This is a genomic window from Vreelandella hamiltonii (genome assembly GCF_014651775.1).
Lineage (GTDB): Bacteria > Pseudomonadota > Gammaproteobacteria > Pseudomonadales > Halomonadaceae > Vreelandella > Vreelandella hamiltonii.
The window spans coordinates 361,097-383,950 of the sequence record NZ_BMXN01000001.1; the positions used below are offsets into that span (position 1 = coordinate 361,097).

The window sequence follows — 22,854 nt, forward strand, 5'->3', positions numbered from 1 at the left end:
CCGCACGCCATTGGGGTGTCATAGGCAAGTCATCGGCTCTCTCGCGCCTCGCCGACGAGGCGCATCAAGCCGCCGTGGTGGCCAGCACGCTGGGGCACAGCTGTTCATAGAGGGCTGCCAGTGTTTCTGCTTTGCTCTCTTCGCTCCAGAGCTGGGCATAGGCCTGGCCGCGTTGGCCTAGGTAGCGGCGCAGGACGTCATTGGTGAGCAGACAATTGACGTGTTCTGCGAAGCGAGCAGGGTGCGCTTCCGCGATCAGGCAGCCTTCGCCTTGTTGCAGTACGTCCAGCGTGCCCATGGCCGCAGTAGAAACCACCGGCGTTCCCAGGGCCATGGCTTCCAGCAGTACCAACCCTTGGGTTTCGGTGGGGGAGGCAAACACGAAGGCGTCGGCGGCTCGATAAGCGTCCTGCAACGCACCATCGCGGGACAGGTAGCCCACGAAAAACACCGCCTCTGCCAATCCTGCTTGCGTTGCTTGGCGTTTCAACGACGCCAAGGCAGGCCCTTCTCCTACGATTACCAGGCAGGTATCCGGGTGCCGTTGGCGTACCTTGGGTAGCATGTCGATCAGAAAGCCGATGTTCTTTTCATAGGCGGCACGGCCCACGAACAGCAGCAAGTGTCCTTGGGTGGGGAGGCCGTGGCGCTCCCGAAAGTGCCCACCTGCCGTACTGGTGACGAAGCGGTCAAGTGACAAACCGGTAGCAATCGTCGCGATAGGTGACTGAACGCCGTAGGTTTTCAGCGTGTTGGCCATGGCCGACGATGGTGCGATCACTGCAGCGAGCTGGTGGCATTGGTGCACCGAAAAGCGTCGAGCGGCAAACCGCAGGCTGCGGCGCGGCAGTCCTGGCACGTAATGATGAAGATACTCTTCGAAAAGCGTGTGGTAGGTGCCCACCACCGGAACGTTCAGCCGTTTACCCAAGGCAATGCCTGCATAATGCGCCACGAAAGGCGTATGCACATGAATCAGGTCGAACTTCAGGCAGGCCAGGGAACTGGCCATCGCCATGATGCGCTGGTACCGCATCATGCGGTCTTCAGGATCGCCGATGACCCCGCGTGAGTCGATGCGCCAGGTGCGCGGCTCCTGAGCTGTGTGAGCAGGGTAGTCGGGGCAGATCAGGTGCACTTCGTGGCCCTGGCGCTCCAGGGCGTTGCGGAAGCTCTCGATCGAAGTGGAAACGCCGTTAACGCGCGGGAAGTACACGTCGGAAAGCATTAGAATCTTCATGTTAGGCGACTTGGCGGCTGGCAGGGTAAGGCCAATCTGCCATAGTGCCGTGACGCCGCCGTGACAATGGCCCTGCGCCTGGGGTGGCGTTCGACGCCGAGAGGCTGCCTGGTTGGGCAGCGGCATGTTCACTCAAATGGAATCGTGATGCGACGTTTATGGGTATTGCCTACCTCCCGTGCGGGCTGGTGGTTGTTGGTAGCGTTTGTGGGGCTGGTCGGTGCTGGAATCTGGCCGGTCATTGGCTGGGTCAACCGAGCGACGCTGGTCATGGGGTTGCCGCTGCTGGTGGTGTGGAGCTACGTGATCATATTGGCCTGCGTGGTCGTCATGCTGGTGGGCAATCGCATCGTGGAGCGTGACGACCATGAGTAGCCTCTGGCCGCTGACCATCACGCTGCTGTATGTGGCCGCTGCCATGCTGCTTGGCCTGCGCGCCCGAGCGGGCCGTTCCATGAATAGCCTGGAGGAGTGGGGGGTGGCAGGGCGCAGCATGGGGCCTGTCACGCTGTACCTGCTGATAGCGGCCGGCAGCGTCAGTGCCTACACCTTCATGGGCGCGCCCGGCTGGGCCTACTCCAAAGGCGTGGCAGTGTTCTACGTGGCCGTTTACCTGGCCTACCTGGCACTGGTGGCCTGGTATTTCGGGCCCAAGGTATGGCAGTTCGGCAAGCAGTTTGGCCATGTCACCCAGGCCAGTGCCATTGCCGACCGCTACCAGAGTGTGGCACTGGGCGCGCTGGCGGCCAGCGTCATGGCGGTAGGCTCGATTGCCTATGCGGTGCTGCAAACGGTGGGGTCGGCATACATTCTCTTCGTGATGAGCGGCGGGGCCATTCCGGTGTGGCTGGGGGTAGTGCTGGTGCTGGCGTGTATCGCCGTGTATCTGTGCGCCAGCGGTCAGCGCGCGATTGGGCGCACCAACGCGTTTCAAGGGGCGCTGATGCTGGTCGTGGCCTGGGCCGTCGGGCTTTGGGCGATGCAGAGTGCGACGGGCAGCGTGAGTTTTGCGGCCGTGTTCGAGCGTATTCAGGCTGACCACGGGGAGTTTCTGACGCTGCCTGGAGCGGCAGGCGACATGAGCTTCAGTTTCTGGACCACTTCGATCATCGTTTCGATGTTGTCATTCATGCCGCCCGTATGGACCCAGTGGATGAGTGCTTCCTCGGCACGCACGATACGCCGTAGTGCGACCTGGCTGCCGACCTACTACATCGTGATTTTGCCCATGGTCACCGTGGGTTTCATCGGTATCTTTTCATTGCCGGAGCTGGCGCGGGCAGACACCGTCGTGCTGGAGTATGCCATGCAGCACTTGCCGGTGGTGCTGGTGGGGCTGCTGGGCGCGGGCACGCTGGCAGCCTCCATGTCCTCCAGCGAGCCATTCATTCACTCGGTTTCTCTCTCGGTGAGCAAAGACGTGCTGCAGCCGCTTTTCAAGCTCTCGGAGGGCACCACCGCCAAGCTGGCGCGGCTTTTGATTCTACCCATCATGTTCTTGCTGATTGCGCCGCTGGCGATTGCCGAGCCGGGAAGCCTGGTGATGATTCTGCTGGTGGGGCTGGGGTTTGCTTCTCAAGTGCTGCCTGCGTTCATCGGCATGTTCTTTTGGCCCAGAGCGTCGAAGCTGGGTGTCATGGCGGGCATCATGGCGGGCTTCATGGTAACGGTGGCATTCACCGCCGTGTGGCCACACCCGTTGGGGATCCATGCCGGGTTCTGGGGGCTGATGGTCAATCTGCCGCTCTTTTTTGCCGTGTCGCTGGTCACTCCAGCGGGGGCCAGTGAGGTGGTCGAGCGGTTCTTTCGCATTTCGGCGCCACGAGGGCTGACCCGGCTGGGGCGTTAGAGGAGAAGAGAGAAAAGAGAAAAGAGAAAAGAGAACAGACGAGGCCAGCGCTGACGCTGGCCTCGCGGGTATGGCTACGATTGGCCGCCAGCAGCGCCCCCCACGATGCCACTGCGGAAGCCGCCCTGACGAGAATTGGCGTGATCCAGATGGTTGGCCACGGTGTCTTCCGGGGAGCCTGCCATTTCACGGAACATCCCCATGGAACCCAGCAGAGCAGAAGACTCGTAAGGCACAAACACGCGCTCGCCGTCTTTCGCCATGGTGGGCAGCACTTTGATATAGCTTTGGCCAAGCAGGTAACCCACCACCGTGCGCTTGTTCTCTTCGCTATCGCCAATGGCGCTGAGCACCAGCTTGATGGACTCCTGCTCGCCCTGGGCGCGCAGAATGGCCGACTCTTTATCGCCCTGGGCATTCAAGATGGCGGATTCACGCTGGCCCTGGGCCATGGCAATGGCGGCTGATTTTTCGCCCTCGGCTTCGGTGACCGTTGCACGACGTTTACGCTCGGCAGCCATTTGCAGGCGCATGGCCGACTCTACCTCTTCCGGCATGGCGATGTCCTGAACTTCGACCCGGGAGATCTTGACCCCCCACTTGGAAGCAGGCTCTTCCATGGCAGCCTGAATCTCGTTGTTCACCTCGGCCCGGGATTCGAACAGCTTATCCAGCTCCATCTTGCCGACCACCGAACGCAGCGTGGTCTTGGCCAGTACCTCCACGGCCTGGCTCATGTTCTCGACCTCATAGACTGCTCGCTTGGGGTCGATGATCTGATAGTAGAGCGCGCCGTTGATCCGCACCGTGACGTTGTCGGTGGTCACGACCGGCTGGCCCGGGAAGTCCATGACGGTTTCCCGACGGTCGATACGAATTTCATCGCTGGTGATGGGGTGGTACTCCTCGCCCATTTTCTTGTAGCGAATCATGGTGATGGCGCGGGGCTGCTCGATAAAGGGAATGATGATGTTGATGCCGCTCTCCAGCACCCGGTGAAACGAGCCTAGCCGCTCGATCACCATGACTTCCGATTGGCGAACGATCACCAGGCCCTTGGAAATGATCAGAATACCGATGACCACGATGATCAGGCTGATCAACAGGCCTGGGCTGATGGGTAGATCCATGGTTAAAGCTCCTTGCGTTGCGAATGGTTGTCCTGGGGAACCGGGTTGCTGGCAGGGGCCAGCATGACCAGGGCGGTGGTGCCCTCGAAACGTTTGAACACCACCGGAGTGCCGGAGGGCAGCTCGGTGGCTCCGCTCTCCAGCACGCGTAGTCGATAGAAGTCGCCATTGACCTTGATGCCGGTGGCATTATCGAAGTCGCGGGTCAGGGTGACATAGTGTTGGTTCTTTTCCACACCGGTACCGGTGGTGCCGTAGGCGACCCCCTTGGGCGAAAAGCGCGGGCGAATCACCATCACGCCCACGGGCACCAGAATACCCGCGAAGATGCCCATGCTGAGCAGTTGCCAGGGCAGTGTCAGCCCCAGTGCGGTGACGGCGGCGGTCAAGGCGGCGGCGATGCCCAGCGCCAGGAGGACCATGGCGCCAGAGGTCAGCTCGCCGAGACTGAGCAGCAGCGCGATGACTAGCCAAGTGTAGGCCGGATTCCAATCCATGAGCACTCCTTATCAAGTGGACTACCTCAAGGGTAACGTACCTTAGGCCTAGCGTCTCCCCACTTTTCCACAGGTGGTGCTGTAACTGCCTGAATAGCGTTGAAAATTTCAGTGCTATCAACGAGATCGGGGCTTTCCCGCCGGTATCATGTTGTTACCCCTAACACCATGAACCAAAAGGAAAGCCCCGATGCTTCAAGATGCCAAAGACCGCGCCAAATGGAAAGCTCGCCTGATCGACTGGTGTGACGACCTGTCGGATCACCTCGCTCGACCCGTCGTGAAGCTGGCGGCAGAAACGCTCTTTGGCATCCTGGCCAGCGGTAGTTTGCGCCAGGCCGAGATCGCCCGCGCCTTGAAGGAACCCTGTCGGCTACACCACACGCAGAAGCGGTTGTCGCGCATGCTGTCCCGGCACAGCGAGCTTGCCTGGGCCGCGGAGCAACTGCAGCTCCAGCGGATCACGCCCTATATCACCGATGACATGGTGCTGGCCATCGATCCGGGCGACCTGAACCGGGATGGCGCCCCGACCAGTGAATACCGAACCCGCGTTCGCGACGGTGATACCGGCGAGATCGTCGGCGGTTATCCGCTGATCAGCGTGGTGGCACGCGACCTGAAGCGGGGCACCACCTGGCCACTGCTCACGCGGCTGCTATCGCCGGCTCGCGGCGGCTACCGCAGTGAAAACACCGATATCCTGAGCGTGATGGATACCGTGCAGCGCCATGTGGAGGGCCGGCCACTGTGGGTCATCGATCGTGGCGGCGATCGAGGGCGGCTGTGGGATGCCTGGCTGCGCGCCGAGCGTCATGTGCTGGTCCGGGCCGCCAATCAGCGCTTCTGGCAGTGGCGAGATACCGCCAAGACGTCGCAGCAGATTGCCCGAGATCTGCCACTGAAGCACCGCGGCCACTTGCGCCGTGGGCAGCATATCCCGGTGCGGTTCGGCATCACCAAGGTCACACTGCGGGAGCATCCGGAGACGCCGCTGTGGATGATCGTTGTCGATCATGAGAAGTCGGAGCGCCTGGTGCTGGTGACGACGCGCCCGGTGCGTGGTCGCCGCCAAGGCGAGCGGATGATTCAGGCTTACCTGGATCGCTGGGCCTGCGAGGAGGGGTACCGGTTCACCAAGCAGGGGTTCGACCTAGAGGGTGTCCAGGCACGCCGTTTCACGACGCTGCAGAACCTGGTGGCGCTGGCCAGCCTGGCCTGGGCACTGCTTGTCATTTTCAGCAATTAGTGCGACCCTCAGGGCGTAATATCGGGCTATTATGGTAGTCTGTACAGGATTGAGTGCGACAGAATTAATAGCAATTGATGCGACAGGTCTTGTTTTATTCAACATTTGGTGCGACTGCCCATGCCACTGCCTACATCCGTTCGTAAAATCGGCCCTACCCGACGAAGTGTGTCTGGCTACTATGCCTTTCGCGGGGAGGAGTCTATTGCGTTCGAGTCGACGCTCGAACGTGATTTCCTCATCAAGGCTGACTTTGATGTGAGCGTCCTTGGTGTGATATCCCAGCCGTGCGAGATCCCGTTTCATCATCCCGTGACCGGTAGGCGCTACACCTACACACCTGACTATTTGGTTTATTACCGTCTCGGTAACCGTCATTACAGGGATTACCCAAAACCTCTCCTGGTGGAGGTCAAACCACGGGAAAAGTGGCAAGCACATTGGCGTGAATGGTCGCCTAAATGGAAGGCGGCGATACGGCATGCCAACAATGAGGGCTGGGCGTTTCGCATTCATGATGAAAGCCGCATTCGTGATAAGACCTTGGACAACATTACCTTCCTAGCGCGCTACAAGCGGATGGTGTTTCCCTCTGTCGAAAGCCAGGCAGTCCTCAACACGGTGAGGGAAATGGGGGTGGCGACCTTGGATTACCTGCTTTCTCGGCACTTTATGGGCGATATTTACCGGGCAGAGGGGATTGCGCATTTATGGCATCTACTGGCGACTCGGCAGTTAGATTGCGATATGGCCCAATCCTTCAGTCCTCTATCGGAGGTATGGGTACCCGATTATGAATAACCATCGTGGCAGCGCAACTGAACCCAATAACGGCGTCGCCCAAACACGCCAACACTTGCAGATTATGGTGGGTGAGCAGGTTCAGAAAGATGGCACCGTTTACCGAATTTCCCAGGTGCTCGATTTTGAGACAGTCATTGGCATTGCCGTTGAGTCCGGGCGTAGTTGCCCGCTTCGCATCAAAGAACTAGCGCCTCTCAATAGCGGGTCCGTATCCCCTGAGCAGGATATGTCCGAGATTGGGGATGCCGATTGGCGGGAGGCCGAGCATCGCTTTTCCATCATTAAGCCCTTGGTGGATCGCCATACGGTGGGGCGGGATGCAGCGGAGGAGCGTGCGAAACAAACGGGGGTTGATACGGCTACGATCTACCGTTGGTTGAAGCGGTATAAAGCGACGGGCTCGGTGCTCGCATTGATTCCTCAAAAGCCAGGGTGGAAGAAGGGAAAGTCGCGTATTCCCGCGCATGCCGAGGCAGTGATTCAGGAAGTCATCAAAGAGGTGTATTTGACGCTGCAGCGTCCGTCCGCACAAAAAGCGGTACAGGAAGTCATGCGGCGCTGCCATGAACGGCGCATCGACCCGCCGAGCCCTGGTACCGTTCGTGCTCGTCTGCGTGATATCCCAGAGCGTGACCGGTTGCGTGGCCATGGTTTTAGAGACAAAGCCATTAACAAGTTCCAGCCGGCTGCCGGAAAATTTCCCAATGCGGACTATCCGTTAGCCGTTATGCAGATTGACCACACGCCTGCCGATATTATTTTGGTCGATGACGTGTATCGCAAGCCGATTGGTCGCCCATGGATTACGTTGGCCATGGACGTGTTTACTCGCATGGTCACGGGGTATTACTTGTCGTTTGACCCGCCCTCTGAAACATCTGTCGGCATGTGTGTGGCGCACTCCATGCTTCCTAAAGATGAGTGGTTGCTACTGCATAATGTGGAGGCTGAGTGGCCGGTATGGGGCACACCCGCCACGATTCATGTCGATAACGGCCCAGATTTTCGCTCTGAGACGTTTCGGCGCTCATGCCTAGCCTATGGGGTCAACCTTGAGTTTCGGCCTGTTAAGCAGCCTCGTTATGGTGGCCACATTGAGCGGGTACTGGGCTCTCTTCTAAAGGAAATCCATAACCTGCCTGGGACGACCTTCTCCTCCATTAAAGAGAAAGAGGGATACGATCCAGAGAAGCACGCGGCCATGACGAAAAGCGAGTTTGAAGAGTGGCTGGTGACGTTGATTTGCAAGGTTTACCACCAGCGCCTTCATTCTGGGATTGGTATGTCGCCGATGAAAAAGTGGGAAATTGGTGTGTTTGGCAATGCGGATGTGCAGGGAGTGGGATTAGCGCCGAGGCCTGCTGACAGGCTCTCTGTATTGCTCGATTTTTTGCCCAGCTTTCAGCGTACGATCCAGACCTTTGGTGTGACCATCGATGGCATAAACTATTACGATGAAGCGCTAAGACCTTGGATCAATGCCAAAGATCCAGACATGCCAGACAAGAAACGCACCTTTGTTTTCCGGCGCGACCCTCGCGACATTAGTGTCATTTGGTTCAAAGACCCGGAGCTCGGGCACTATTTTCGCGTGCCCTTTGCCAATCTTGCCCTCCCCTCGATGAGTGTTTGGGAGTATGCCCAAGCTAAAGCGCGCCTTCGGCAGGAAGGAAGAAACTCGGTCAATGAGACTGAAATTCTACGCGCTATTAGTGAGCTGCGAACCCATGTGGAGGAGTCGCAAGCACGTACTAAGCGAAGTCGCCGTCAGGCACAACGACGTAAAGAGCATGAGAAGAAGGTGACGCCTGCAGATCCCCTTTTACATGCGCCCTCAACTGCGGCCCCTAAAGAGACACCCGCTCAAGGGGACGGTCTTTTAACGGGTGATATCGATGTGAACTGGGACATAGCATGAGCACACACCTTCATCCTGATCTTCGTCACGTCTTGGGGCTGTCCGCTAAAGAGCGAATGGAGTTTATGGATCAACCGCGCTGGTTGGGCTATCCATTGGCCAATCGTGTCATTGAGGTCATGCGTGGGTTGATGGAGAAGCCCAGTCGTCCTCGTATGCCTAACCTCTTGCTCGTGGGTGACTCCAACAACGGAAAGACAAGTTTCGTAAGCAGTACGGTGAAGGCTACGTGAATGAAGACGTAGAGCCCGTGAAGCCTGTTGTTGTCACTCAGGCTCCCCCGAGTGCCGATGAGAAAAGTCTGTATATCGCAGTGCTAGAGAGTTTCTGGGCTCCCTACCGGCCTACAGATCCTGTTCCCAAGCTGCGCTACCAGGTGATTCATCAACTGCGTGCTTGCCATACGCGCTTACTGATCATCGATGAGTTTCACTCTCTGTTAACCGGTGGTGCTGTTAAGCAGCGCGAAACGATGAATGCCATTAAGCTTTTATGCAATGAGCTAATGATTCCCATCGTTGGTGTGGGGACGCAAGATGCTGTGCGTGTGCTGCATTCAGACCCACAGCATGCGAGTCGCTTTGATGTGGTCGCGTTACCAAAGTGGGAGCTCAATCAGGAGTTTCAGAAGCTGCTCGCTGGCTTTGAGAAGATATTACCTCTCAAACATCCTTCCCAACTGCATGAGCCCCAATTGGCGACCCAGCTCCACGCGATTTCTGGCGGTAATTTGGGTGACCTGCACCGGCTGCTGATTGAGTGTGCAAATGCCGCTATTTTGTCTGGAGCTGAGTGCATCGATGAGAAAATTATTCAGAGTAAATCATGGGTGCGGCCCACCCGTGGCATTAGGGAAGTGATGCTGTAATGACCTGGGCGCTGAGTGTGCCCCTGCTGCCTGAGGAGTCCCTTTCATCATGGCTCGTTCGGGCGGCGTTGCGACAGGGGTGTGATCCTTTGTCGCTCACCGGGGCTATTTGGCCAACATGGCGTATATGGACGAGGGACATTGATAGGGAAATACCCCTCGCAAGAATGCGCCCATTAGTGAATGCCTCGGGGATATCTTCCGCTAAGTTTCAGAAAGCGGGGATGCGGGACGATTGTGAGAAAGTGGTCGGTTACTCGTTACCGGAAACCCGGACTTGGCCCTGGTTGTTGGCACTCGGCAGCCGAAATCGAACCCGCCATGGAGGACAACAGGTATGCACGTTGTGCTTGGCAGAGGACTCAACCCCCTACTTGCGCCGGCACTGGCGATTCGCTTGGCACACTGGGTGCCGCTTTCATGGGGTGCAGCTGGTAGATGAGTGCCCAGCATGCAAGGCCCCTATAGAGCCCCATCGCCTGACAGCGGAAGATCAACATTTAGCTCAATGCAGCCGGTGTCATAACGATTTTAGAAAGGCGGTATGCACGTCGCCTTTACCTGAAGCGTTCAGTGTTCAAGTGATGGCTGATCGTGTGTTAGAACAGGATAAGGTGACGTTTAGGCAGGCCTCTATCGCACCCGCCGATTGGTTTTCTATGGTGGCCTTTTTTATTGGCGTTATACGGCGTGCAAGTCGGCGGCCTGTGTCACCCCTGGCCGATGCGCTTCTTTCATTGGGCATTTCGGTTACGGATTGCCGAATGCCTGTGTCTGGCCTGGCGTTTGAGCTGCTGGCTGTCAGCGAGCGTAGTGCCTTATTGGTAGCGTTGGAACGCTTGCTCAGTATGGGCCTTGAAGAAACGTTCAGCGTTCTGGTCGCGTGCAATGTCAAAACGAGCGCGCTTCATGATCCCCGAAGGTCGCCCCCCGTTGTGTTGTTGCCGCTGCTATCACGGTTATCTCACCACCCTCATGGGCCGCATCGCCGCCGTGTTCCCCCGGCTTGTCGCCCCATGTCGGAACGCGCTGTTAGAGCCTCATGGGCGCGTTTAAAACGCAGAATGAAAGCGGAGCCAACCTCTTGAATCAACACCAAACGGTCGACTGCGATGAGTGTGGCCGAGAAGTCTCCAAATTGTGGCGACGCCATAAAGGGCACGGCTACTGTTCAACTTGCTATGCTCGTGTGTTTAAGCGGCGGATGTGCCCACGATGTGGTGAGTTAGCCCGTCTGCCTAAGAATGACCCAGACGCCGTCTGTCGTCAGTGCAACGTTGACAAACCGTGTGCACGATGTGGAAAAGCCAGTTCAGACTACAACATCGGCAAGGTCACTCCCTACGGCCCTGTCTGTATCGCCTGCGCTCCCTATTTCAAAGAACCAGAGCCCTGCGAGGCGTGTGGGAAAGCATCTCAACGTCTTACCCGAGTGGCGCGTATGGGGCATGATCATCGCTTATGTCCACGCTGTTCGACAGCAGACCACGGTACCTGTTCTGCATGTCGTCGACATCGTTTATTGGTGGTGGCACCCAACGGGGATGCGTTGTGCAAAGCCTGTAATGAGCAAGGGGAAATTGCCTGCCCATCGTGTGGTAATCCCATGCCAGCGGGTCGAGGTGATGCCTGTGAGCCCTGCTATTGGACGCGAACATGCCGTAAACGCATCACCATTGGCCAAGCCGGTATCACTACCAAAGCGTTAAGTGAGGCCTTTGGGGAATTTGGTGAATGGCTGATTCGTATCACTGGGCCGCATAAGGCTGCCCTCAAGATCAATCATTTCTTCTCGTTCTTCCTTGAGCTCGACCAGGCATGGTCACGGATACCGAGCTATTCGGAGCTACTTCATCACTTCGGGGCGGAGGGCTTGCGGCGTGTGAGGCTTCCCATGCGATGGTTGCATGAAGAGCAAGGGGTAGAGCCGGATCACCAAGCAAAGCGGATCGACTCAGAGAAAAGACGTATTCAAGCGTGTCTCAGTTCTATGCCGTTCGCTTCGCTATCAGACCAAGTGCTGCAAGCCTATTGGCTGCAATTGGAAACCCGTATAGAGGCGGGCAAAACGTCCCACACCTCCGCACGACTTGCACTAAGAGCGGCAGCCGCATTGCTACTCGCTACTGACCGGGAGGGGCAGCGACTGCCTCAACAGGGCGATGTGGACAACTATTTGCATGCGGTGCCCGGACAAGCAGCCTCGGTCACGGGGTTTACTAATTTCTTAAATCGCCAACATGCCACCACGTTGGCTCCTCGGGTGGATGTAAAACGGGCAAGAAAGCGGCGAAAAGAAACACTAGCCCGCACCCTGATGACGATGGCCCGGTGTGCTGATCAAGGAGAGGCCTGGAGGGAGGCATGGATCGTTGCTGCCATGGAGTATTTCCATGACACAAAATTAACGCAGAAAATGCTTCGACAACAGACCGTAGAGCGGACGACAGACGGGATACAGGTGGTAGTGGGTGGCGTTACCTACTGGCTGCCTCTGGATATTGAGTGCTAAGACACTGATAGCGCGCAGTCACTTGGAGGGCCCCGCGACTCTGTAGGCGAATGTCGCCCCGCCGTTTGGACGGGGCTATGGCTCTCTACCTATATGCCAGGGCTCAACGGGGTGCCAAAAGGCGTGTCATGACCGTTGAGATGACGTCAAAACCAGGTCTTCATAAATGCCCTTGATAGCCTTCTCTTCTGGGCTGTGGCGCTGTGGCTCCTGTTCCTGCTTTGGATGTAGTGGGGTTATAAGCCCGTTAGAGAGTGACAGGACATCGCTGAGCTGCTCGTAATCGAGGTTTACGTTATCGACATTGTATTGGTTAAGGCGTGTCATGGTCTCTGTGAGTGCGGTCATACTGTGCTCTTCTTCTCCAAGCGGCGGAAAGGCTTGAATCAGCGGCTGACCGCCTTCCCAACCTATCTTGATCGGCTGATTGATGATGTTGACTTGGGTGCCGGGTGGAATGCGGTCAAATATAGATTCGATGTCTTTGGGTAACATGCGGATACAACCTCGGCTTGCGCGCATGCCAATGCCATCGGGCTGGTTGGTGCCGTGAATCAAATAGCCATCGAAGCCTAGGATGATGGCATGGTCTCCTAGCGGGTTATCGGGGCCGGGCGGTACAACGCTTGGTGCGGTTTCGCCGCGTGCTTCCGCTTCACGTTTTACCGACTCAGGCGGGTACCATGCGGGGTTTTTAATGTTCATGGTGGTCTCGGTCACACCAAGGGGTGTATCAAACCCTTCGCGACCGATGCCGATAGGATAGGTCTCAACGCGCGGTGTCTCACCGGTTTTGACATCTGGGTAGTAGTAAAGCCGCAGCTCGGCGATATTGATGACGACCCCAGTACGCTCGACATTCGGCAGGATGAAGCGTCCTGGAATGGTTACTTCAGTACCCACTCCGGGCACCCAAATACTGACCTCTGGGTTAGCACGTACAATCTCCTGGTAGCCAAGGTTGTGACGTCTGGCAATATCAATCAGAGTATCCTCGTAATTCTTCACGATGAAGGTGTCAGCCTCTCCGATAATATTGCCTTCCTCAGGTAGCGGGTAATGCCCCTTGGGCCATTCCGTCTCCTGGGCAGTGGAAGGTTGTGCCGCCATGGCGACAGGGAGCCATGCCAGAAACGAAACCATCACACTCACGATGAAGCCGATCTGCATTGGCCATGGGAGGAATCTCTTAAGTATTGCTGCGTTCTTTGCCAAGAGCATCGCTAGGTTCCTTTTTCATCTAATGCGTCGTTTTTTGATCGAGATAAGTTCAGTTGTAACCCGAGCAGTGTCAGCACCGCAGCGAGTATCCAAGCGGGGCCACTACCGGTGCGTGTGAAAGGAGTTAGGCCCTGCATCGGGGTCACCTCGCCCGTTAAACTGGCCTGTTCAAACTGTGGGGCACGGGCTGTGACGTGACCTTGTGAATCGATGATGGCCGTCACGCCATTACTGGTAGCTCGAAGTAGGTGACGACCATTTTCTAAGGCACGTAGACGCGCCATTTGAAGATGTTGGTGTGGGCCAATGGAGCGCCCAAACCACGTATCGTTGGAAACCGTTAATAGCAGCTCGGCATTACGCGCCTGTTGGGCGACATGGTCGGCAAAAATGATTTCGTAACAAATGGCATTGCCAATGGTGGCTCCAGCCACGTGTAACGGAGCCTGTTCGCCTGACCCTGGGGTCAGGCGAGGTACTGGCAAGTCGAAAAAAGCAAGGGTGCCAGCGAGGAGACTTTGGAATGGCAAATACTCGCCAAAGGGCACCAAGTGCGCCTTCTGGTATTCGCCCTGCACATCATTTAGCCCTATGACGCTGTTATAAGAGCGCCCTTCACTGTCGCGTTGCAAAATGCCGGTCAACAAGGCGGTGTCAGGCCCCAGGTCGGACGCTACTTGCTCAAGTATTTGCTGTGCTTCCTGCTCAAGCATGGGAAGGGCTGCCTCAGGCCAAACGATGAGATCGATATCCCTTGCTTGCTCCCGTGTCATCGTCGTGTAGATACTGATCGCTTCGCGCTGCCCTTGGGCAGTCCACTTAATGCGCTGGTCAAGATTCCCTTGCAGCAATGCCACCCGGATGGGCTTGCCAGCCGGGGTTGTCCATTGGGCGGGCAATAGGAATGGAACGATCCACAAGGCGGCCATTGGGACAAGGAAACTCCAGCGGCGACGCAGTACCTCTACCCCTAACGTACCTGTCAGCGCGGTCATGAGTGACAGCAAGTACACACCACCAACGGGCGCCCATGGGGCTAGTGGAGAATCAATCTGAGAGGTGCCCAGCAATAACCAGGGAAAGCCGGTGAGCATCCAAGTGCGTAGCCATTCGCTCACCACCCACATACCGGCAAAGCTAAGAAAGGCGAACCGTGGCCCCGTGATGCGTCGATAGAGCCCAAAGGGGACTGCAAAGAAGAGCGCCAGGACGCTGACAAAAAGAGTGGTGAGGAGCATCGCCACCAAGGCCCCGGTGCCACTGAAATCGTGAATAGCAACGAAGACCCACGACGTGCCTGAACCGAACAGGCCTACCCCATAGCACCACCCACGCAGGGTGGCCATGGCGGGCGTTAGCGACGCTATTCTCCAATAGACCAGTGCCACGCTCACTGGGCCAAGCCACCATAGGGAAAAGGGGGCGGCACTCAAGGTGGTCAGCACCCCAGCGGCGAGCGCTACAACGCAATCGACTATTGGTGAGGAGCGCCCAGCAAAAAGCGTATATTCTTTATCTTTATCGACCACATCCATAGCGTTACTCAGAGCGCTTAAAAGCAGGACTTTCACGCCATAACGCCACCGCGAACATCAATACACCGGCAAATAGCGCGATATCGGCCATGTTAAAGGCGGGCCAATGCCATTCGCCCCAGTAAATGTCCAGATAGTCGACGACGTACCCTCGCGCTAAGCGATCAACAGTATTACCGAGCGCGCCGCCAAGAATCAGGCTGTACGCACAGGCCTCCAAGCGCGACAGGGGTTTGCATAGCTGCACAACCAATACGACGACCACCACCAACGCTAAACCAAGAAAGAGGTAGCGCTGCCAACCCCCTGCTTCTGCGAGAAAGCTGAAAGCGGCTCCTGTGTTCCCGGTATAAACCCAGTTAAAAAACGGCGTTAGCGGAATGACTTGGCCAAACGACATCTGGGCATGCACAATTTCCTTGACCAGTTGATCGGCTAGAGCCATCACGCAAGCTAATGTGAACCATGGCCAGCGACGTGAAGGGCTATCGTTTGGCGCTGTTCTCATGACGTTGTTTTTCCTTGTGACAGGCCTGTCATTGCGGTACTGGGCGAAAAGCGGTAACCCAGCAGTCGCATGGCGTTCAACGTCACCAGGACGGTAGCACCGGTATCGGCCATCACCGCAATCCACATGCCGGTAATACCCAGCGCCGTTGTAACTAGGAAAATGGCTTTTAAGCCAAGGGCGAGAACAACGTTGGTTTTCACATTGCGCAGCGTGGCACGAGAGAGGTCTATCAGCTCAGCGATGCCGGTAACGCGGTTCTTGAGCAAGGCTGCATCGGCGGTTTCCAACGCCACATCCGTGCCACCCCCCATCGCGATACCCACATCTGCTGCCGCGAGTGCCGGTGCATCGTTGATGCCATCACCTACTTTACCGATGGGGCCACGGCCTGCCGCTTGCCAGTCTCGAACATACGCTGCCTTGTCTTCAGGCATTAGTTCGCCGTACGCTTCAATGCCTAAGCGACCCCCCGTGGCAGCGACGGTGCGGGCATTATCACCGCTGAGCATGACCGCCTGTACGCCTAAACGGGATAGCGCCGCTAGGCCTTCAATGGCATCTTCGCGTGGCTCATCGCGAACCGCGATCAAGCCCAGTAAACGCTCGCCTTCGACGAGGAGAGCGAGGCTCTTACCGGCTTCTTCTAACGCGACAATTCGAGCACTGAGACTTTCCTCAAGGATGACTTTCTCGTGAAGGTGACGAGGCGTCATTAAGCTCAGCTCGCGACCCTCCACCTGGCCGGAAACACCGCGCCCCGCCAGAGCGCGGCTGCCAGTGACGGTGGGGAGGTTGATGCCCGACTGTCTGGCATGCTCAACGATAGCCGTGGCGATAGGGTGACTGGAATCCCGCTCTATTGCGGCGGCGAGCCGCAATACGCTGTTATCGTCTTCCTCAGCAATCCAAGACTCCACATCTGTGACTCTTGGGGTACCCGCAGTGAGGGTGCCCGTTTTATCTAATGCCACCAAGCGAAGCTTACCTAACTGTTCAAGAACGGCTCCCCCTTTGATCAGTAGTCCGCGCCGAGCGCCCGCCGAGAGACCTGCGGCGATGGCGGCTGGGGTAGAAATGACCAACGCGCAGGGGCATGCGATTAACAGCAATGCTAACGCACGGTAAATCGACTCCGACCATGCCATGGTCGATACCAGCGGTGGCACTATCGCCATCAGTAGGGCGAGTAAGACGACGGCGGGCATATAGTAATACGCAAAACGATCAATAAAGCGTGCTATCGGTGCCTTGGCGGCCTGTGCTTCTTCAACCAGACGAATAACGCGAGCGATCGTATTGTCATCAGCGCCTCGTGTTACCTCCACCTCCAGGGCGGCATCAAGATTCACTGTGCCAGCAAAAATGTCATCACCAGGCGCTCGCGAACGGGGTATGGACTCGCCGTTTACCGGCGACTCGTCAATGTCGGAGGTGCCCACCAGGATGCGTCCATCGCAGGGTACGCGATCACCGGGCCGCACCAGCACACGCTGCCCGGGTTTAAGTGACTCCGCCGAGACGTCACGCAGCTGGCCATTGTCCATCAGCCTCGCCGTTGAGGGTGTTAAATTTGCCAAGGCTGAGATACTGCGGCGCGCTCGTGAAGCAGCTACCCCTTCGAGTAGCTCACCTACGGCGAACAAGAACACGACCATCGCAGCTTCAGCGGCAGCATTGATGGCCAATGCGCCAAGCGCAGCGATGCACATCAGCATCTCGATGGTAAAGGGATTGCGCATTTTGAGGGCGCCCCAGGCACTCTGCGCAATGGGTATTAAGCCGACTAGCGTGGCCAAAATGAAAGGCATATTACCCAGCGCAGGCCATGCTAAACGAAGCGCGAAGGCCACTATCAGCAGATTTCCTGTGATAATGACCAAGCGCCCTTTAGCGGTTTGCCACCAAGAGGATGAAGCACCAGATGCGCGTGTTTGGCCATCATGGGAAGCCACTTGATAGCCTAGTTCGTTCAGGATGCCCTCAATGGTCTTTCGCGAGGGGGCCCCGTGATCGTGGTGGTGAATCTTCACTGATCCCGTGACCGAGCTTGCCGTGACTTCCTCAATGCCTTCCAGTCGCTCTAGCGCCGATACAACCTTGCGCTCACAACCGCCGCAGTCCATGCCTTCAACACGCAGCGTCAAGGTGGTAGGCGCTGTTGTCGGCGTTGATGTTTTCATGGTGCCTCTCCTGCCAATGGGCTATGGTTTTTAAGTGTAAACCTTGTAGCAACTACAGCTTCAAGCCCTGCCTAAGGAGTTTTACCATGTCGATGATCGGCCAAAGTATCAGCATTGGTGAGTTAGCACGACGAGCCGATTGCAAACCTGAAACGGTTCGCTATTACGAGCGTATTGGGCTGTTGCGCGATGCGACACGAACCGGTGGGGGGCAGCGCCGCTATGGAGACGACGCTGTGCGGCGCTTGACCTTTATTCGTCATGCCCGAGACTTTGGCTTTTCGGTGGAGTCAGTGCGAGAGCTTTTGGCCATGTCAGATCAACCTGATATGCCTTGCCAAGAAGTCGATGCCATCGCCACGCATCACCTAAAGAAAGTGGAGTCCCGCCTTCAACGACTGTCCATACTGCGTGAGGAGCTTCAACGGATGGTCACGCAGTGTGCCGGTGGTAAAGTGGAAAGCTGCCGAATCATTGAGGTCATCAGTGATCATCAGCTCTGTATCACTGAAAAATCGCACGGAGGGGCTCACGACTTAGGTTAGCACTAACGCTACGCCCCACGCCCAATGGTTAGCCCAGCGAAACATCCAAAAACAGCATGAGTACCAATCCGATAGAGAGGCCCAGCGTGGCCTTTTTTTGGTGCCCGCTTCGATGAGTTTCGGGAATAATCTCATGACTGATCACATACAACATCGCCCCCGCTGCAAAGGCCAACCCCCAGGGCAGTAGCGCTTGTGACATGCTGATGACTCCAGCGCCTAATAAGCCACCCAACGGCTCAACAAGCCCCGTAAGGGCGGCAATCGTCCATGACCGCCAACGTGAATAGCCCACGCCTAGCAGTGATACTGCTACGGCCAGTCCTTCTGGGGCATTCTGAAGTCCAATGCCAATCGCTAGTGGAATGCCTCCTTCGCTTCCCCCTGCGCCGAAGGCCACGCCAACGGCCAGCCCTTCTGGCAGGTTGTGTATCGTAATGGCAATAATAAACAACCAGATACGACGTAGTGAGGCAGCCTCTGGCCCTTCTCGCCCCTGTTCGAAGTGCTCATGAGGTAAGAGTTCGTTCAGTAGTGCGACCATTCCAATCCCTAGCAAGATGGCCGCACAGGCAATGGCAGCAGGTACCACGCTACCTCCGTAACGCAGCTCCGAGGCTTCTAAGGAGGGTATGATCAGTGAGAAGAAAGAGGCCGCTAGCATGACGCCAGCGGCGAACCCCAACGCTAAATCGCGAACACCACGATTCGGTCTTTTGGTAAACAAGACAGGAAGCGCCCCGACAGCCGTCATCAAGCCCGCGGCAAGGCTTCCCAATACCCCCATGGTGACGAGAGAAACCTCTTCCATACCGATTACCTGTCTTGTGGTAGATGAGTGATCACAGCGCTAGGATTCCATAACGAGGCAAGCACACGTTCACGTTACTAACAATCCATGCAACGTTGCTAAGCACGGGTGGTTACGGCTCGTTAAACGAGATCAAGTCATAAATGGACGCCGTGCCGATAGCTTGTTCCAAGCGATCTCTTGCCTCGTAAAGTGACGCTTGATATTCACCTTGAGTCGGCTGCTCACCCAACATGATGCGTTGACCTTGACCAAGGGGATCAACAGGCTGGTTATTGACTCTCACTTCGTAATGCAGGTTGGGGCCCGTGGCGACCCCGGAGGAACCTACCTCTCCGAGCGACTCTCCCGCATTGACTAAATCCCCAACCACTAGCTGTGGGGAGAATCGGCTAAGGTGTGTGTAGCGACTAATGGCCCCTGTGTCGTGCTCCACCTCGATCACCTGCCCATATCCCCCTTGGCGACCCATAAAGAATACGCGCCCAGGTGCGGTGGCAATGACCGGCGTTCCTGTCGGCGCAGCCAAGTCAATTCCATTATGAGGACGCATCCCTCCATACACAGGATGTCGCCGATTCCCAAAGCGAGACGTTAAGCGGGCACTAAGCACGGGCAACCGCAACGTGCCTAGCAGTGTGTCGCTTTTGAAAAGAGCTACGTCCCCCTTTTGGGTGACCGGCCATATGACCTCCAAGGGCTCTGCCTGATCAGGCAGAGCGGCATAACTGAGGCGTGGTGGCCCAACACGGGCGCCGTCCTGGCGTCGATCTTCCTCCCACACTAATTGAATACGTTCACTGCCAGAAAACTCCAGCGGCGCTGCTATAAACTCGCTGAGCAGTGTTTCCAGTTTAGTGGCGAAACGCGTTGGGACACCTTCTGCTGCCAAGGCCTCGTAGAGAGTGGTATTAATGACGACATCACGCCCAAAGGTTAGGGTATCAACGCTATCGAGCGGTAATGTGCCTTCTTGCTCGCTAGCCGCCTGTAACTTGACAGGGCTAAGTTCAGACGGAGGCAATGACAGATGCGTTTGCCAATTGGCTTCGGCTAGCAAGGGGTAAAAGCCCACCAAGCCTAGTAACCACCAGCGCTGCATCACTGGCCATCCTCTTCCCCAGAGATCTCCGCTACTTCACTCTCGACGGCATCAATCAGCTCTTGCATACCAAAGGGGTCTAAAGGCTCGCCATTGACAAAAAAGGTAGGTGTTTGGCGAATCTGATTGGCTCTGACATCCGCCATGTCTTGGTCAATCACCGCCTGCACCTCAGCAGAAGTCAGTTGCTCTTCGGCAGCCGCTAAATCAAGGCCTCCTTGGCTCGCGATATCGAGGATAGCGGATTCATCAAAACTGCCATGTGAAGCCCATTGATCCTGGCGAGCCAGCAGCCTCTCCAGTACCGGTTCAAAGACGCCCTGACGACGAGCAACTTCTAATACCCGAATGGCCTTGTCCGATACGTCGCCGTGGAAAGGAGTGTAGCGCACGATGAGCCGCACTTTTTCTGGGTAGGTTTCCAGAATACTTTTTGTCAGGGGATAGAAAGCACGGCAGGCTTCGCAAGCCGGATCGAAGAATTCCACAATCGTCACCGGCGCGTCTTCTCGTCCCAAGATGGGGGAGTGTGAACGCACCAAGGAGTCCTCGGCCTGGACACCGCTCTCTTTTGCTGCCTGAGCTTGCATGTCTAAGAGGGCAGGCTTCGATACGGCGACGATCGCAGCGGTCAGCATTAACGTACCGGCCAATATAAAAGACGCTTTTTTGAACATGTTTCTCTCTCTGTCTCAACGATGGGGTGGAAAAGTAGGGTTGAAAAATAAGCCAATCGCTATGGGAGTAAGCTGCTCGCTATCTACCTGAGCTGGGAGCCGGCCTCGGTCTGTCACTCATGCCCATATAGATTGGCATTTTGATGCGCGTGGTCACTATGCTCAAACTCTAGGCTGGAATGAGCAATACTGAAGCGCATTTATAAGCTGCTCCTTGATCTCTGCTTTGACGGATTCAAGCTGCTGCCAGCCGGTTTCTGTCAGAACCACGTGGCAGTCAAGGGCTGCCATGTTTTCCTGCATCTGCCATAGATGCACATGGTGAATATCCTGGACTCCCTCGATATCTCGTACGGTCTCAACGACTGCCTGCCCGTCAATGTCCGGGGGAGATCCCAGCATTAGCGTACGGATAGGGCCGCCAATTTCAGAGAAGGCTAGGTAAAGAATATATAGCGCAATCCCTATCGTGATCGCGGGGTCTACCCAGCGCATGTCGTACAGTAAAATAAGCGAACCACCGATAATCACGGCGATGGAGGCAAACGCATCCGATAAGTTATGCAGAAAAAGGGCGCGGATATTGACACTCTCTTTTTGCATTGACCACGTGAGCATGGCGGTAAGGGCATCGACGACGAGCGCGACGCCACCAATAATCACGATCGTCCATCCCTCTATCTCAGGGGGATCGACCATCCGCATAGCGCCTTCGTAAATCAGGTAGACACCGACAATAATGAGGGTGGTGTAATTGATGAGTGCTGCCACTATCTCGATGCGGCCATAGCCAAAGGTCATATGCACATCGGCAGGCCGTCTGGCGATTTTACGAGCAGCAAAGGCAATGACTAATGCTGCCATGTCAGAAAAGTTATGTAACGCATCAGCGATCAGCGATAGGCTCCCCGCCATAATGCCACCGACGATTTGAGCGATGGTTAAGAGCCCATTGGCCCAAATGGAGATGCTGACGCGCCGGTCGCCAGAGGCAGGATCAATGTGGGGATGATCATGATGATGTCCCATCTGTTACCTTCTCTCGAATTATCTGTTCTTGGTACTATAAAACCTCTAGCAACTAAAGCTTCAACCCTTGAGCATTATCTATTTGCATCGCTGGATTGGGAAGCACGTCCCTAGCTACCAAGCGAGCCATGGCGCGCTGGGCCGAAGGTGATCATGTTTTAGGTGCGGGGCTCAATCCACTTCAACCGGTAACGTCTAATCCACCATGGGTAGATTCATTTATTTTGTCGAGGCGCACCTTGTCTGGTTTGTAATCGTCGTCGCGGGGGGAGGCTTACTCTTTCCGGCCACCGGAATAATGCTTAAGTTCGCGATTGGGCCATTACTGGCATTACTGATGTTGATTATCAGCCTCACATTCGATGCGCATGCAGTGCGCATCGTGTTCCGAAAGCCGTCACGGCAGTTGTTGGCATTGGGGCTGGTCTATGGGCCTATGTCGATTGCCGGGTGGCTAACGGGCCGTCTATTTTTTGGAAGCGGCCCGCTGGCTGCTGGCCAAACCTTGCTCGGCACGCTGCCGACAGATGTGTCCTCTCCTCTTTTGGTACTGATGGCAAAAGGCAATGTGGCGCTTGCCGCTGTTTTCAACGCAGTCAACACCGCGTTATGTCCGTTTATTGTTCCCTTCCTGTTTTTATGGCTCACCGGCCTTCAGTTAGACGTGCCGCTTGGATCAATTATTCTTGAATTAACACTAATCGTGCTTCTTCCTACCGTGATTGGGGTCAGCTTGCGTACAAAGTTCTCGGCTTTCTTTGCACGGCATGATTCAGCGTATGCAGGGATAGGGTCGATTCTGTATCTGCTGATCCTACTCGCCGTGGTCGGGCCGAATGCCACCACGATCATTGGCTATGGCTGGTATGCGTTTGTGATTGCGGGCGCGGCCCTGTGCCTCAATTTGATTGGGTACCTGGTAGGTATGTCCTCACGGTTACTCACCTCTGATCGCAAAGAGGTGATTACCTATCTTTTCACGGTCAGTAAAAAGGAATTCAGCATCGCTGCAGCGTTTGTCGCTGTTTCCGGCTTGCCATCAGAGATCGCGATTCCAGCCGCTTTTTTTGCCGTGATTCAAATGATCACTTCGCCCATCGCAGCGAAGATCCTCGCCCGCCACTGAAGGGATGGCCGTATCGGCTCTTCGTCAGAAGAGCAACCTGCACACGGGGT

General features: G+C 56.3%; 20 protein-coding genes and 1 pseudogene. 10 read left to right on the forward strand and 11 right to left on the reverse strand.

The features are described from left to right. Window positions 1-64: 64 nt before the first annotated feature. The gene (locus IE091_RS01655; RefSeq protein ID WP_229800664.1) at window positions 65-1,366 is read right to left on the reverse strand and encodes a glycosyltransferase; all 1,302 of its coding nucleotides are present in this window, start codon (window positions 1,364-1,366) and stop codon (window positions 65-67) included. 21 nt (window positions 1,367-1,387) lie between these two features. Here IE091_RS01655 and IE091_RS01660 point away from each other — a divergent pair, with 21 nt between their 5' ends. Beyond that, the gene (locus IE091_RS01660) at window positions 1,388-1,615 is read left to right on the forward strand and encodes a hypothetical protein (RefSeq protein WP_039175766.1); all 228 of its coding nucleotides are present in this window, start codon (window positions 1,388-1,390) and stop codon (window positions 1,613-1,615) included. Continuing rightward, window positions 1,608-3,089, forward strand: coding sequence for a sodium:solute symporter family protein (locus tag IE091_RS01665; RefSeq protein WP_096921301.1), 1,482 nt, complete (start codon window positions 1,608-1,610; stop codon window positions 3,087-3,089). The genes IE091_RS01660 and IE091_RS01665 overlap by 8 nt, the downstream gene beginning before the upstream one ends. 74 nt (window positions 3,090-3,163) lie before the next feature. On the opposite strand, the gene IE091_RS01670 is transcribed toward IE091_RS01665, so the two are convergent. After that, on the reverse strand, window positions 3,164-4,219 hold the full coding sequence (locus tag IE091_RS01670; protein WP_039175769.1) for an SPFH domain-containing protein: 1,056 nt from the start codon (window positions 4,217-4,219) through the stop codon (window positions 3,164-3,166). A gap of 2 nt (window positions 4,220-4,221) precedes the next feature. Further along, window positions 4,222-4,716, reverse strand: coding sequence for an NfeD family protein (locus IE091_RS01675; protein ID WP_096921300.1), 495 nt, complete (start codon window positions 4,714-4,716; stop codon window positions 4,222-4,224). Window positions 4,717-4,906: 190 nt separating this feature from the next. On the opposite strand from IE091_RS01675, the gene IE091_RS01680 reads away from it, so the two are divergent. From IE091_RS01680 to IE091_RS01705, 6 genes and pseudogenes are all read left to right on the forward strand, one after another. After that, a complete protein-coding gene (locus IE091_RS01680; RefSeq protein ID WP_016916420.1) occupies window positions 4,907-5,965 on the forward strand; it encodes a transposase in 1,059 nt (352 codons plus the stop codon). Between the two features lie 120 nt (window positions 5,966-6,085). Further along, entirely contained in the window at window positions 6,086-6,766 is a 681-nt protein-coding gene (locus IE091_RS01685; RefSeq protein ID WP_022521280.1) for a heteromeric transposase endonuclease subunit TnsA, read from the forward strand. Next, complete coding sequence (locus IE091_RS01690; protein ID WP_016916422.1) at window positions 6,759-8,687, forward strand: Mu transposase C-terminal domain-containing protein; 1,929 nt, start codon at window positions 6,759-6,761, stop codon at window positions 8,685-8,687. Before IE091_RS01685 ends, IE091_RS01690 begins: the two co-directional genes overlap by 8 nt. 65 nt (window positions 8,688-8,752) lie before the next feature. Next, window positions 8,753-9,555, forward strand: a pseudogene (locus tag IE091_RS01695) (TniB family NTP-binding protein). Further along, window positions 9,555-10,643, forward strand: coding sequence for a TniQ family protein (locus IE091_RS18630; RefSeq protein ID WP_081139052.1), 1,089 nt, complete (start codon window positions 9,555-9,557; stop codon window positions 10,641-10,643). Before IE091_RS01695 ends, IE091_RS18630 begins: the two are co-directional and overlap by 1 nt. Before the next feature lie 518 nt (window positions 10,644-11,161). After that, a complete protein-coding gene (locus IE091_RS01705; RefSeq protein WP_016916423.1) occupies window positions 11,162-12,067 on the forward strand; it encodes a hypothetical protein in 906 nt (301 codons plus the stop codon). Between the two features lie 126 nt (window positions 12,068-12,193). Here the strand turns inward: IE091_RS01705 and IE091_RS01710 are convergent, their stop codons facing one another. The 4 genes from IE091_RS01710 to IE091_RS01725 are packed head-to-tail and all read right to left on the reverse strand — an operon-like array spanning window position 12,194 to window position 17,514. Beyond that, on the reverse strand, window positions 12,194-13,237 hold the full coding sequence (locus IE091_RS01710) for a L,D-transpeptidase family protein (RefSeq protein WP_016916424.1): 1,044 nt from the start codon (window positions 13,235-13,237) through the stop codon (window positions 12,194-12,196). 53 nt (window positions 13,238-13,290) lie between these two features. Beyond that, window positions 13,291-14,823, reverse strand: coding sequence for an apolipoprotein N-acyltransferase (gene lnt / locus IE091_RS01715; RefSeq protein WP_016916425.1), 1,533 nt, complete (start codon window positions 14,821-14,823; stop codon window positions 13,291-13,293). Between the two features lie 4 nt (window positions 14,824-14,827). Next, entirely contained in the window at window positions 14,828-15,331 is a 504-nt protein-coding gene (gene lspA, locus IE091_RS01720; RefSeq protein ID WP_016916426.1) for a signal peptidase II, read from the reverse strand. Beyond that, entirely contained in the window at window positions 15,328-17,514 is a 2,187-nt protein-coding gene (locus IE091_RS01725) for a heavy metal translocating P-type ATPase (protein WP_016916427.1), read from the reverse strand. The genes lspA and IE091_RS01725 overlap by 4 nt, the downstream gene beginning before the upstream one ends. Window positions 17,515-17,600: 86 nt before the next feature. Between IE091_RS01725 and IE091_RS01730 the strand changes: the two genes are divergently transcribed. Continuing rightward, a complete protein-coding gene (locus IE091_RS01730; RefSeq protein WP_022521290.1) occupies window positions 17,601-18,059 on the forward strand; it encodes a MerR family transcriptional regulator in 459 nt (152 codons plus the stop codon). Window positions 18,060-18,087: 28 nt separating this feature from the next. Here the strand turns inward: IE091_RS01730 and IE091_RS01735 are convergent, their stop codons facing one another. The 4 genes from IE091_RS01735 to IE091_RS01750 form a co-directional block, all read right to left on the reverse strand. Beyond that, window positions 18,088-18,870, reverse strand: a complete 783-nt coding sequence (locus tag IE091_RS01735; protein WP_035556053.1) for a ZIP family metal transporter — start codon at window positions 18,868-18,870, stop codon at window positions 18,088-18,090. A 112-nt stretch (window positions 18,871-18,982) separates the two neighbouring features. After that, complete coding sequence (locus IE091_RS01740) at window positions 18,983-19,972, reverse strand: M23 family metallopeptidase (protein ID WP_052196326.1); 990 nt, start codon at window positions 19,970-19,972, stop codon at window positions 18,983-18,985. Continuing rightward, the gene (locus IE091_RS01745) at window positions 19,972-20,649 is read right to left on the reverse strand and encodes a DsbA family protein (protein WP_022521292.1); all 678 of its coding nucleotides are present in this window, start codon (window positions 20,647-20,649) and stop codon (window positions 19,972-19,974) included. Before IE091_RS01745 ends, IE091_RS01740 begins: the two co-directional genes overlap by 1 nt. Window positions 20,650-20,811: 162 nt before the next feature. After that, a complete protein-coding gene (locus IE091_RS01750; protein WP_227407729.1) occupies window positions 20,812-21,678 on the reverse strand; it encodes a cation diffusion facilitator family transporter in 867 nt (288 codons plus the stop codon). Between the two features lie 205 nt (window positions 21,679-21,883). Here IE091_RS01750 and IE091_RS01755 point away from each other — a divergent pair, with 205 nt between their 5' ends. Next, complete coding sequence (locus IE091_RS01755; protein WP_039175778.1) at window positions 21,884-22,804, forward strand: bile acid:sodium symporter family protein; 921 nt, start codon at window positions 21,884-21,886, stop codon at window positions 22,802-22,804. Window positions 22,805-22,854 lie beyond the last annotated feature (50 nt).